Annotated in this window: 10 protein-coding genes; 8 read left to right on the top strand and 2 right to left on the bottom strand. The window is 32.9% G+C overall.

Annotated elements, in window-relative coordinates; genetic code table 11:
• Window positions 1–40: 40 nt before the first annotated feature.
• The 4 genes from L1276_RS16065 to L1276_RS16050 all read left to right on the top strand — a co-directional run bounded on the left by L1276_RS16065 (window position 41) and on the right by L1276_RS16050 (window position 8881).
• Window positions 41–3199 (top strand): exodeoxyribonuclease V subunit beta, encoded by a 3159-nt coding sequence (locus L1276_RS16065; protein ID WP_253789483.1) that lies wholly within the window; start codon window positions 41–43, stop codon window positions 3197–3199.
• Window positions 3200–3283: 84 nt separating this feature from the next.
• Window positions 3284–4477, top strand: a complete 1194-nt coding sequence (gene kbl / locus L1276_RS16060; RefSeq protein ID WP_253789481.1) for a glycine C-acetyltransferase — start codon at window positions 3284–3286, stop codon at window positions 4475–4477.
• Window positions 4478–4590: 113 nt separating this feature from the next.
• The gene (locus tag L1276_RS16055) at window positions 4591–6054 is read left to right on the top strand and encodes an OmpA family protein (RefSeq protein ID WP_253789479.1); all 1464 of its coding nucleotides are present in this window, start codon (window positions 4591–4593) and stop codon (window positions 6052–6054) included.
• 64 nt (window positions 6055–6118) lie between these two features.
• Window positions 6119–8881 carry a PD-(D/E)XK nuclease family protein gene (locus L1276_RS16050; protein ID WP_253789477.1) on the top strand — a complete coding sequence of 921 codons (2763 nt, stop codon included), beginning with the start codon at window positions 6119–6121 and terminating at the stop codon, window positions 8879–8881.
• Between the two features lie 406 nt (window positions 8882–9287).
• On the opposite strand, the gene L1276_RS16045 is transcribed toward L1276_RS16050, so the two are convergent.
• Window positions 9288–9431 (bottom strand): hypothetical protein, encoded by a 144-nt coding sequence (locus L1276_RS16045; protein ID WP_253789475.1) that lies wholly within the window; start codon window positions 9429–9431, stop codon window positions 9288–9290.
• A gap of 280 nt (window positions 9432–9711) precedes the next feature.
• Between L1276_RS16045 and L1276_RS16040 the strand changes: the two genes are divergently transcribed.
• On the top strand, window positions 9712–10032 hold the full coding sequence (locus tag L1276_RS16040) for a roadblock/LC7 domain-containing protein (protein WP_253789473.1): 321 nt from the start codon (window positions 9712–9714) through the stop codon (window positions 10030–10032).
• 23 nt (window positions 10033–10055) lie between these two features.
• Window positions 10056–10430: a hypothetical protein gene (locus L1276_RS16035; protein WP_253789471.1), complete on the top strand. Its 375-nt coding sequence runs from the start codon at window positions 10056–10058 to the stop codon at window positions 10428–10430.
• Between the two features lie 78 nt (window positions 10431–10508).
• Here L1276_RS16035 and L1276_RS16030 read toward each other — a convergent pair whose 3' ends face one another.
• The gene (locus L1276_RS16030) at window positions 10509–11285 is read right to left on the bottom strand and encodes an alpha/beta fold hydrolase (protein ID WP_253789469.1); all 777 of its coding nucleotides are present in this window, start codon (window positions 11283–11285) and stop codon (window positions 10509–10511) included.
• Between the two features lie 339 nt (window positions 11286–11624).
• Between L1276_RS16030 and L1276_RS16025 the strand changes: the two genes are divergently transcribed.
• Both L1276_RS16025 and L1276_RS16020 read left to right on the top strand, forming a co-directional pair.
• A complete protein-coding gene (locus tag L1276_RS16025; RefSeq protein ID WP_253789467.1) occupies window positions 11625–11981 on the top strand; it encodes a hypothetical protein in 357 nt (118 codons plus the stop codon).
• An 89-nt stretch (window positions 11982–12070) separates the two neighbouring features.
• Window positions 12071–12589, top strand: coding sequence for a ferritin (locus tag L1276_RS16020; protein WP_253789465.1), 519 nt, complete (start codon window positions 12071–12073; stop codon window positions 12587–12589).
• The last annotated feature ends 26 nt before the right edge of the window (window positions 12590–12615 follow it).

The following is a 12615-nucleotide window of genomic DNA, read 5'->3' as shown; positions in this document are numbered from 1 at the left end:
ATATTATTGTTCTATTTTTACCATACAAAAAATCAGAATTATGCAAAGTCCGTCTTTTTCCATTTATGATGCTTCTGCAGGATCAGGAAAGACCTATACTTTGGTTAAAGAATATCTCAAAATCATTCTTTCTTCTCCCAAAAATGATGCTTATCGTAATATTTTGGCCATAACCTTCACTAACAAAGCGGTTCACGAAATGAAAAGCCGTATTGTGGGGAGTTTGTCTGAATTTGCGAAAGAAGAACCTTCTGCAAAAGCAGTAGATTTAATGGAAGATTTATCTCGGGAAACCGGGCTTTCAATTATTCAGATAAAAATAAAATCTCAAAGTATCATCAAGCATTTAATTCATAATTATGCAGCTTTTGATATTTCTACTATTGATAAATTTACTCATAAAGTAATTCGGGCTTTTGCTCATGATTTAAATCTTCCCATGACTTTTGAAGTCACTCTGGATACTGAGAATTTATTGGTTGAAGCTGTAGATGCGATTATCGCACAGGCAGGTCAGGACGAAACGCTGACTAAACTGCTGATCGATTTTACAATGGAAAAAACCGATGACGATAAGAGCTGGGATATCTCGCGTGAGATTCTGGAAACAGGCCGTTTGGTTTTAAACGAAAACAATCGAAATGAAATTCTGCATTTTAATGATAAAACAATCGAAGAGTTTGTTGAGATTAAAAAGAAAATGCTGGCTTTGTGCAAAGAATTGGAATCGGAAAATGAACAATTTGCAATAGAAGCGCTTGGCTTAATTGATAATAACGGAATCGATCTGAAATCTTTTTCAAGAGGAACATTTCCAAATCATCTTGAAAGTATTCGTGACGGAAAATTTAATCCGCGAAATAAAACTTTTCATGAGTTTGATGATATTGCGATTAATAAAACAGCAAAAGACAAAACTTTAATTGAAAGTATAATTCCAGATCTGCTTCAGATCTTAGTTAAGATTTATAAAAATTTTGAAAAAAGAGATTTCTACAAAGCCTTCTTAAAGAATATAACCCCGCTTTCGCTGCTAAATACTGTAAGTAATGAATTGGCGAAAATTCAATCAGAACAAAATGTTTTATCTATTTCAGAATTTAATGCCATCATTCATCGTGAAATTCAAAATCAGCCGGCGCCTTTTATTTATGAACGTTTAGGAGAAAAATATCGACATTTTTTTATTGATGAATTTCAGGATACATCTGAAATGCAATGGCAGAATTTGATTCCGCTTATTGATAACTCACTTTCTGGTTTAGATGATTTAGGAAACAAGGGAACTTTAATGATTGTTGGTGATCCAAAACAATCCATTTATCGTTGGAGAGGCGGGAAAGCCGAACAGTTTATTGAGTTAAGCAAAGATGTGAATCCTTTCAATAATCCGGATAAAGCAATCAAGCATTTAAATACAAATTACCGAAGTTACAGCGAGGTAATTAACTTTAATAATGCTTTTTTTAAATTGATTTCTACTGAATTTTCAAATGAAGATTATAAAGATTTGTATGAGAATCACAGTTTTCAAAATACAAATTCAAAAAAAGGAGGTTATGTGAATATTTCTTTTCTTCCGATAATTGAAAAAAATGATTTTGCAGATGAAGAAGAAGTAGTTGAAAAATCAGATTTGTATGTTCTGGCGACTTTAAATACAATTCAGAAAGTAGTTCGTGATGGTTTTGAGTACAAAGATATTGTGATTTTGACTCGAAAAAGAGATCAGGGAATTGCAGTTGCCAACTATCTTACAGAGCAAAATATCCCGCTGTTATCATCGGAAACATTAATGATTCAAAATGCGACAGAAGTGAGGTTGATTGTTAATCTGTTAAGGTATTTGAACAATAGTGCTGATCTAGAATCTAAAGCTCATTTTCTTCATTTCCTGGCAGAGAACAAAGAAATTGAAATGCCTGTTCATGATTTTATTGCGAAAGGAATGGCACAGAAATTTGAAGAAGATTTTGAAAAATGGCTTCTGACTTTTGATGTTTCGCTTTCTTTTGAAAATGTCCGAAAAAAATCGCTTTACGAAGCTGTTGAAATAATCATTTCGAAATTCATTCTTCCTTCAGAAGGAAATGCTTATGTGCAGTTTTTTCTAGATATTGTTTTGGAAAGGGATATTAGAAATCAAGCCGGAGTTGCTGACTTTTTAGGTTTTTGGGATAAAAATTCATCGAAATTCAGTATTCCTTCTCCCGAAGGGAATAATGCCGTGCGGATTATGACGATTCATAAATCTAAAGGTTTAGAATTTCCAGTTGTAATTATGCCTTTCGCCGAAGAAGATTACAATCGAAAACCAAAAGATAAATTATGGCTGGATACCGAAGAAACAGATTTGGGAGTTCCAAAAGCTTTAATTGATAACAGCAGTGCTGTGGAAGGTTTTGGTGAAAGTGCTTCGGTAGTTTTTAATTTAAAAAAACAAGAAGAACTACTGGATAATATTAATGTTCTTTATGTAGCGCTGACACGTGCTGAAGAACAATTGTATGTTATTTCTCAATCTTTGAAAGAAAGAAAAGACGGCGAACTGCCAAATAATATGGCTTCTTATTTTATTAAGTATCTAATGCACGAAGGTGTTTATGATTCTGAAAAATTAGAATATGAATTCGGAAACAAAACAAGACTTTCTAAATCTGAAAAAACAGTTGATTTGGTAAAAACGATTCCGATTGTAAAGGAAGTTTTGAATCCAAAAAATATTAAAATTGCGCAGCGCGAGGCGTTAATGTGGGGAACGCATCAGCAAGAAGCAATTTCGTATGGAAATATTGTACACGAAATTTTGGCTTTCGTTAAAGATAAATCAGATATTGATCTTGCAGTTACAAAAGCACTCGAAAACGGATTGATAACAATGGATCAGTCAGAAATGGTTTTGAGAACCCTAAGTGAAATTGTCAATCATCCTGAATTAATTGTTTGTTTTGATGGAAATTACAAAGTTTTAAATGAACAAACGATTGTGCAAAAAGCAGGCAAGATTTTAAAACCCGATCGAGTAGTGTTGACAAATAATCAGGAAGCTTATCTTTTGGATTATAAAACTGGTGCAATTAATTCAAAATATCAACAGCAAATTCAAGAATATCAAGATGCTATTGAAGATTTAGGATACAAAGTGTTAAAAAAGGCTTTGATATATATAGGGTCGGAAATTGAAGTAGTAAATTTGTGAAAAAATTAATCAGATGTTAAAGAAATAATGCGGCTTTTTTAGGCTTAACTTGTTAATTTTTAACGTTTTAAATAAATATAAAAAATGTACGGTAAAATTAAAGAACATCTGCAAAGTGAGCTGCAGACAATCGAAGAAAATGGGATTTTTAAAAAGGAGCGAATCATAACATCTGCTCAAGGAGCTGAAATTACTATTTCGACAGGAGAAAAAGTTTTAAACTTTTGTGCCAATAATTATTTAGGGCTTTCGTCGCATCCAGAAGTTGTTCAGGCGGCAAAAGACGCAATGGATACGCATGGTTTCGGAATGTCATCAGTTCGTTTTATTTGCGGTACTCAGGATATTCATAAAACACTAGAGAAAAAAATAGCTGACTTTTATGGTACAGAAGATACCATTTTATACGCCGCTGCATTTGATGCAAATGGAGGTGTTTTTGAACCTTTGTTAGGAGAAAACGATGCTATTATTTCTGATAGTTTAAATCATGCTTCTATTATTGATGGAGTTCGTTTGTGTAAAGCGGCTCGTTATCGTTACGAAAACAGCAATATGGAAGATTTGGAGCAGCAGTTAATTAAAGCGACGGAAGCTGGAACTCGTTTTAAATTAATTGTTACCGATGGTGTTTTTTCTATGGATGGTTTAGTTGCTCCGTTAGATAAAATTTGTGATCTTGCTGATAAGTATGACGCAATGGTTATGGTTGATGAATGCCATGCTGCCGGATTTATTGGGGCAACAGGAAAAGGTACACTTGAAGCAAAAGGAGTAATGGGGCGTGTTGATATTATTACCGGAACTCTTGGTAAAGCACTGGGAGGGGCAATGGGAGGATATACTACGGCTAAGAAAGAAATAATCGAAATTCTGCGTCAGCGATCAAGGCCTTATTTGTTCTCAAATTCACTTGCGCCGTCAATTGTAGGGGCTTCAATAAAAGTGTTTGAATTATTAGAAAAAGATACTACCCTTAGAGATAAGCTGGAGTGGAATACGAATTATTTTAAAGAAGGGATGAAAAAAGCCGGATTTGATATAATTGATGGTGATTCGGCAATTGTTCCTGTTATGCTTTACGATGCAAAATTATCGCAGACAATGGCAAATGAACTTTTAAAAGAAGGGATTTATGTAATTGGATTCTTCTTTCCTGTAGTGCCAAAAGACAAAGCGAGAATAAGAGTTCAGCTATCGGCAGCACACACCAAAGAGCACCTGGACAAAGCTATAGAGGCGTTTAAATTAACAGGTAAAATGTTAAAAGTTATATAATTACCATATTTGGTGAATTTTTGTAGGTTTTTTTTAACATTTGATTTTGTATTTAAAAAATTTGGTGTTACTTTTGCTTGTAATTAACTAAATTGTAATTAAAAAAATTAAGTATGAAACATCTTAACAAACTTTTAGTTGCTGTGATGATGGTGATGGGTTTAAGTTCTCACGCACAAGACAGTAACAATCCATGGGCTATCTCTTTTGGAGTTAATGCCGTAGACACTAGGACTAGTTCTGGTGCTGGTCATGGGTTTTTTGATCAGCACTTTTCTCAGCCATTCGCTGTAAAAGACAACTGGAATATTCTTCCTTCTTTATCTTACATTGGTGTGTCAAGATATGTAGGTAGTGGTTTCTCAGTTGGTTTACAAGGATCTGTAAACAAAATTGATAAATATGTAACTTTCGCTCCAACTGCTCCAGGGCATGATTCAAGAGGAAATGTTGTTACTAATCCTGGTGACTTAATGTACTACGGAATTGATGCTACTATCAAATACAGCTTCCAAGAATTAATCAAATCTAAAGTGGTTGATCCTTCGTTATCTGTTGGTGGAGGTTATACTTTCTTCGGAGATAGCAGCTACGGAACTGTTAACCCAGGTGCTGGTGTTACTTTCTGGTTTACTGATGCTATTGGTCTTGAATTAGCTACAAGATACAAATGGTCTGTTAGTGGAGATAGACAAGATGCTTCTGGAGCTCCAGATGCTCCATCTCACTTCCAGCACACTGCTGGTTTAGTTTTCAAATTCGGAGGTAAAGATACTGACGGAGACGGAATCTACGACAAAGATGATGCTTGTCCAGATGTTGCTGGTTTAAAACAATTCAACGGATGTCCTGATACTGACGGAGACGGAATTGTTGATGCTTCTGACGCTTGTCCAACTGAATTTGGTTTAGCTGCATTAAACGGATGTCCTGATAGAGACGGAGACGGTGTTGCTGATAAAGATGACGCTTGTCCAGATGTTGCTGGTTTAGCTGCTTTAAAAGGTTGTCCTGACACTGACGGTGACGGTATCGCTGATAAAGATGATAAATGTCCTACAGTTGCTGGTCCTAAAGAAAATGGTGGTTGTCCATTCTTAGACGCTGATAAAGATGGTGTTTTAGATAAAGATGACGATTGTCCTACAGTTCCTGGTCCAGCTAGTAACAGAGGATGTCCTGAAGTAAGCTCTCAAGCTTTAGAGGATCTTAAAGTTCAAGCTAGAGCAATCTACTTTAACTCTGGTAAAGCTACATTCAAAACTGGTGACAAAGAAACTCCAGCTAGATTAGACGCTATTAAAGAAATCCTTAAAAACTATCCAAACGCGAAATTCTCTATTGAAGGACACACAGATAGTACAGGTTCTGCTAAAGTAAACGATAAATTATCTCAAGACAGAGCTAATGCGGTATTAAACGCTTTAGTTGAAAGAGGTGTTAGCGCTGATAACTTAGAAGCTAAAGGATTTGGATCTTCTCAACCAGTTGCTAGTAACAAAACTGCTGCAGGTAAAGCTCAAAACAGAAGAACTGAAATTAAACACGTAGGTTCTAAATACCAAGGTAAACTATAATTTACTTTTGTAAATAAATACTAAAAGCCATTCTTAATTGAATGGCTTTTTTTATTTTTATCAAATGATAAATACTTCTTTTTTAGAAAAAATAGCAGCGGTTGTAATTCAGAATTACTCAAATAAACTTACTGAAACTACGATCATTTTGCCAAACAAAAGGGCAAAGGTTTTCTTAATTGAAGCTTTGAAAAAGGAAACCGAGAAAACCATTCTTTCTCCTGAAATTATCAGTATTGAAGATTTTGTACAGGATGTGGCTTCAATTAGGGCTATTGACTCTATTGAGCTTTTGTTTGAGTTCTACGAAGTGTATTTGTCTGTTACAGAAAAACAAAATCAGCAGTCTTTTGAGTTATTTGCCAATTGGGCAAAAACCCTTTTGCAGGACTTTAATGAAATCGATCGTTATCTTTTAGACCCCTATCATGTATTGTCTTATTTGAAAGATATTGAAGATATCAAGAAATGGGGAATTGAGGTAGAAAATAAAACAAAACTTCTAGAGAATTATATTGACTTTTGGAAATTGCTCCCGCTTTATTACGATTCGCTTTATAATCATCTTTTGAATAAAGCTATTGGTTATCAGGGCTTGATTTACAGGGAAGCAGTAAATAATCTAAATCACTTTTCGAATACAATTTCAAATCGCAATTTTATATTTGCAGGATTTAATGCCTTAAATGCTGCCGAAGAAAAAATAGTGCAGCATCTTTTAGCTTTAGATCAGGCTAAAATTTACTGGGACGTGGATCAGGCATTTTTGAATGATCCCTTTCACGATGCGGGACTTTTTGTACGTCGTTTTAAAGAGAGTTGGAAGCATTACAAATTTCATCCCTTCGAATGGATTGTAGACGATTTTTCTCAATCTAAAAATATTAAAGTTATTGGTACTCCAAAAACTATTGGACAGGCAAAAATTGCAGGAAGTATTATTGAGGATTTAATTAATGAAAATCCAGCAGCATCTCTTGATAAAGTTGCAGTGGTTTTGGGCGAAGAAAATCTATTAATTCCAGTATTATATTCACTTCCATCATCAGTTGGGGCTTTGAATATTACTATGGGATATTCAGGAAAAAATAATCCATCGCAGATATTGGTTGCTAAGTTTTTTAAAATGCATACAAATGCGCTTTCTCGTTCAGGAGGCAGTTATGTTTTTTACTACAAAGATGTACTTGATATTCTGACTCATCCGTTAGTTGAGCCATACGCAGGAGCCAATCATTTGGTGCGAATTATAAAAGAGAATAATTATACGTTTATTACTCTGAATAAAATTTTAGAACTCAATTCAAATCAGTCTAAACTATTTTCTTTATTGTTTCAGAAATGGGAGAACGGATCTATAGCTGTTCTTGAAAATATCTCGGCCATTTTACTTCTAATTAAACAGAACTTTAGTAATGATAATGAAGAAGAAAAAATTGCCAAAACTTTTGTTTATGCCGTTTTTAAGGTAATCAATAAGCTTATTAATTATTATTCCCAGCATAAACATATCGACAATATTGACACGCTTCATGCTATTTATAAACAAATAATTGATGTTGCCGAAGTTTCTTTTGAAGGAGAACCTTTGCGCGGACTTCAAATTATGGGAGTTTTGGAAAGTCGTGTTCTTGATTTTGATACGGTAATTGTAACTTCAATGAATGAAGGAAAATTTCCTGCGGGAAAATCTCAAAATTCGTTTATTCCTTATGATGTTAAAAAAGAACTGGGCCTGCCTACTTTTAAAGAAAAAGATGCTATTTATACCTATCACTTCTATCATTTACTACAGCGGGCAAAAAATATTTATCTGATTTATAATACCGAAAATGAAGGATTAGATGCCGGAGAACGAAGCCGTTTTATAACACAGCTTGAAGTTGAAAAAAAATCAAAACATAATTTGACTTTTGATATTTACAATCCTGTATTGCCTAGTACGGCATACCAGCCAATGGTAATTTCTAAATCAGACGCTATTATGGAACGATTGAAAGAAATTGCGACAACAGGATTTTCGCCATCGGCATTAACAAGTTATATTCGGAATCCTATTGAGTTTTACTTTCAAAAAATCCTTCGGATTCGTGAAGTCGAAGAGGTGGAAGAAAATATTGCGCTGAATACTCTGGGAACCATAATTCACGAAACATTAAAAGCTTTGTATGAACCATTTATTGGAAAGTTTATATCGGAATCTGATATTTTAAATTGTTTTAAATTGTTAGACGAAGAAGTTTTGAAACAGTTTAAAGTAGTTTATAAAGAAGGAGAAATTAAAAAAGGAAGAAACCTTCTGGCTTTTGAAGTTGCAAAAAGAAATGTTTCTAATTTTTTAAAAATAGAATTAGAATCGATCAAGAATGGCGATGCAATTCAGATTATTGCATTAGAAAAAACTTTTGAACGTGAATTACATCATCCTGCTTTGCCATTTCCGGTTTTAATTAAAGGAAATGTTGATAGAATTGAACTTCGGAACGGAAAAATAAGAATCGTTGATTATAAGACCGGAAAAGTCGAAAAAGCAAATGTAGTACTGAAATCATGGAATGGATTAACAGAAGAGCTTAAAAACGACAAAATCATTCAGGTTTTGGCTTATGCTTTTATGTACGAGAAAGAAGCGGGAGAAACTCCAATTGAAGTTGGAATCATTTCGTTTAAAAATCTGAAGTCTGGTTTTTTGCCTTTTGGATTTAAAGAAGAGAAAGATTTGGATAGTATCGTTAATAAAGCCGTTTTGAATAATTATATTGAAGAAATGGTTTTGCTGTTAAATGAAATCTTTGATGTCAACATTCCTTTTGCTGAAAAAGTATAGTTCAGAATATTTATTTAATAAGCGATTTAATAAGACGGTCGATAAACAAAATAGAGGCAATTTTAACGTTTGCCTGTTTTTTTAGTCTGCCTCGAAAAAATGTATAAATTGCAAATAGACTAAAAGTGCTGTAAAAGTAACGGGAAATGATCGTTTTTGATTTTTGCAGAAATTGTTTTTCGTTGATTATTCGTGAAACAAATATTGATTTTAAAAAGACAATTTGCAAATAAAAAGACATTACGAAATTTGAAGAAGAAGAAAAATGCTTGTGAAATAATGAAATTAAAAATGTAATCCAATATTTTAATAATGGGATTAATTTATAAAAAGATAAGGTTCACATCATAAAGGAAAAAGGCGCAATAATTATTCAATAATTATTGCGCCTTTTTGTAAGTAGTTTTTAACTAAATATTTTTTTAAAGAAACCTTTCTTTGAAGGTTCTTGTGAATTACTGCTGTTTATAGGTCCGTTTTCAAAACGAAATCTTCTAAACTTCATCAGTTTTACATTTAAGTCAAAGCGTAATTCGTCAACTGTTTTCATTGGATAATTTTTTGCAAATTTACGAAAAACTTCTAGTATACTGAGTTTGTGAGGGTAGGATAATTTCATTTTGAGTTTTATGAATCAAAATGTTTGAATTTTGAATAAATCTCTTTTTTCTGTTAAATTTTTTTAATGATTTTCTTTTAAAAATTGTGTTTAATTATCGGATAAACAAAAGTGATTCAGATAGTTGGGCGCGGTTGTTTTTTTAACAAGTGTTTATCAAAAAAATCTCTTTATTAAAAATAACTTTGACCTTCTTAAAAATTAATGTTATATGATTGATTTAAATACACTTGTAGAAGAAACTGGGGCAGAGTCTGGAATTACTTTTAATATCGACGGAATTTTATTAGAATCTGTTAATCTGGAATATGATGGAAATGTAGCCGCAATGATTGGAATGATTTTGAAAATGTGTTTGGAAATGTCCGAAGATGTTAACAATGGAGATTTAAAACAGGTGATGATTAAGAATAATGACGGGATTGTAGTTGCTAACAAAAGCCAGGACGATAATTGTGTAGCATTACTTTCTAAAGATATAAGTAAAATGGGTCTGCTGCTTAGAAAAATGGATACTGTTTTCAATAATTAATTTAAACCAATATATATATAAACATGTCAGATTTTTTACAGAATTTTCAAAATGATTTAAGAGAGAATGTTAGCGGATTTATTGCAGTTTCAGTTACTGAAGTTGAGACAGGAATGTCTTACTGTTCACTTTCTGTAAACCCAGACTTTGATCCGGAATTAGCATCTGCTTATAATTTAGAAGTAGTAAAAGCAAAATTAAACGCTATTAAAGCTCTTGGATTAGAACAAAAAATCAACGATATTTTAATTACATTGACGGATCAAATACATATTATAGATGTTTCTGAAGACGGCCAGTATTTTATTTACTTAGCTGTCGATGCTAAAAAAGCGAATCTTGGATTAACAAGAGCGACTTTGGCAAAATTCAAAAAAGACATTATTACAAAATTATAATTTTTGCCCCCAAAATGAAGGAAAGGCTGTTTCGAGAGTATTTCGAAATGGCCTTTTCTGCTTTTAATGACTTTTTATTTAGTTGAAAAACTCTAATAAAATAGCTTTTAATTCGTCTTTGTTTTCAATGTGACTCATGTGTCCATCTTCAAAAGAAACTAACTCTACGGTTGTATCTTCAATTTGTGCAAGGCTTTCCTCGTAATTTAGAACAGGATCTTTTTTTCCGAGAATCAGTAAAACTGGAAAACGATTTTCCTGTAAAAGCCATTCTCGGTCTTTTCGTATTTTCATTCCTTCAAGCGACGCCACAATTCCCTGTAAAGATGTTTTTAAAGCTTGCTCTTTCGCTTTTTCTATTTCGCCGGCAAAACGGGTTCTATTATTCTCGCTGAATAAATTGGCAATTGCCAGGCTTATAAAATTTACATAGTTTTGTTTTACTGCTTTTATGGCGCGGGTTCTATTTAATTTTTTCTCTGCACTGTCTTCTTTGGAAGTTGAATTCTGTAAAACTAATTTTTGAATTTTCTGCGGGTACAATTCGGCGAAAGCCAAACCAACATAACCGCCCATTGAATGTCCTAAAACCGTCGCTTTTTCGATTTTTAAATGCTCCAAAACTTCATTAACAACATTTGCATTTTCTTCCATTTCGTGAACGTATCCCAAAGAATCAGATTCTCCGTGACCTAATAAATCGATAGTAATGACACGATTTTTTTCTGAGAATAAATCAACATACTCTTTCCACATTTTTTTGTTTTCCAGAAAGCCGTGAAGTAAAACAATTGCGTTTCCAGTTCCAGAATCTGAATATGATATTTTAGTATTTTTATATAAAAGCGTTTTCAAACTGAAGATTTTTTGTTGTGAAGCACAAAGTTATGAAAGCTGACGTAAAATACCGTGATGTCTTAATTTAATTGGTAAATCTTTAAAACAGTTATAAATTTATTTATTGCAAAGTGATGTTTTTCTTCAAAAATCGGATAACCTATCTCGTGCACGGGCATAATTTCTAAATTTTTGTTTCTAAAATTAGATTAATAATATTGTAGAATGCAACGGTCTTTACTGTACTTAGGCTGTTTTTAAGAACATTAAATGATTTTGTTATTTTAAATTAGTCTTAATTATGTTTTTTATTGCTTTAAATTCTATATTTTTGCATCGTTATTATATTTTATCAGAATGGCATTAGTTAGTGATTTGACCACCAAAGTATTATTTGAAACCGAAAAAGGATATAGTTATCAATGTGATTTGACGAATAGTATAATCATCAATTTTGTTGATACCGTGTCAAGTTATAAGATTCATGATTTTTTGATTTTTCAAAGAAAGGTTAACAGCGTTGACATTCTTAACATGCTTTACGACTTGTCTGATCATTCAGACGCACAGTTAATTGAAACTACCAAAAGAAATTTTTCCAGAAATCTTACGATCTGCGAAATAGTGCAGTTAAGAGATTTATTAAACGGAACAAAATTCACCCTCAACTTACATTCTATGCTTTGCAATATGGTTAATGTAGAGCTTATTTAGATTCTTACTTAGATTAAATCCAAATTTTCAAGCATTTAGAGCTGCCTTCTTTAATTTTTGTAATTTTACACATCTAAAAATTAAAGTTTATGAAAGATTTACTAAGAACACGTACTTCATTAGTTGAAGGAATCGAAAATATATTGAACTTACAGGCAAAATTAGAAAGTGATGCTTCTAACAAATATTTAGCTATGGCTGCATGGTTGGATAGAAACGGATATGCACATACAGCATCTTATTTGTACAAGCAAGCCGAAGAAGAAAGAGAGCATTTTCTAAAAGTTTTCAAATATATTACAGACATGGGAGGGATTGCAGTTACGCCATCTGTTCCAGAAGTGCAGCAGGAATTTGCTTCTTTTAGAGAAGTGTTTGAAATTGCTTTGCAAAACGAAATTGCAGTTACTCAGGCAATCAATAAAGTAATCGCAAAATGTAGAGCTGAGAATGATTATGCTACAGAAGACTTTATGATGTGGTATGTAGCTGAGCAAAGAGAAGAAGAGAAAAACGCAAGAAGAGCTTTAGAGCTTTTTGAGTTGATCAACGAAAACGCAGCTGATGGAAAATTCCAATTAGATGTGCAAATAGCTAAAATCGGATAATAACCGATTTGTAAAATTTAAAAAGC

Origin of the sequence: Flavobacterium sp. HSC-32F16 (genome assembly GCF_024171645.1) — a bacterium.
Lineage (GTDB): Bacteria > Bacteroidota > Bacteroidia > Flavobacteriales > Flavobacteriaceae > Flavobacterium.
Note: the sequence above shows the minus strand (reverse complement) of the source record. Positions and strands in the feature narration are given on the sequence as shown.

Excerpts from the sequence above, each read along its gene's own strand:
- L1276_RS16065 (WP_253789483.1), top strand. The coding sequence starts at position 41 with ATGCAAAGTCCGTCTTTTTCCATTTATGATGCTTCTGCAGGATCAGGA.
- kbl (WP_253789481.1), top strand. The coding sequence starts at position 3,284 with ATGTACGGTAAAATTAAAGAACATCTGCAAAGTGAGCTGCAGACAATC.
- L1276_RS16055 (WP_253789479.1), top strand. The coding sequence starts at position 4,591 with ATGAAACATCTTAACAAACTTTTAGTTGCTGTGATGATGGTGATGGGT.
- L1276_RS16050 (WP_253789477.1), top strand. The coding sequence starts at position 6,119 with ATGATAAATACTTCTTTTTTAGAAAAAATAGCAGCGGTTGTAATTCAG.
- L1276_RS16045 (WP_253789475.1), bottom strand. The coding sequence starts at position 9,431 with ATGAAAACAGTTGACGAATTACGCTTTGACTTAAATGTAAAACTGATG.
- L1276_RS16040 (WP_253789473.1), top strand. The coding sequence starts at position 9,712 with ATGATTGATTTAAATACACTTGTAGAAGAAACTGGGGCAGAGTCTGGA.
- L1276_RS16035 (WP_253789471.1), top strand. The coding sequence starts at position 10,056 with ATGTCAGATTTTTTACAGAATTTTCAAAATGATTTAAGAGAGAATGTT.
- L1276_RS16025 (WP_253789467.1), top strand. The coding sequence starts at position 11,625 with ATGGCATTAGTTAGTGATTTGACCACCAAAGTATTATTTGAAACCGAA.
- L1276_RS16020 (WP_253789465.1), top strand. The coding sequence starts at position 12,071 with ATGAAAGATTTACTAAGAACACGTACTTCATTAGTTGAAGGAATCGAA.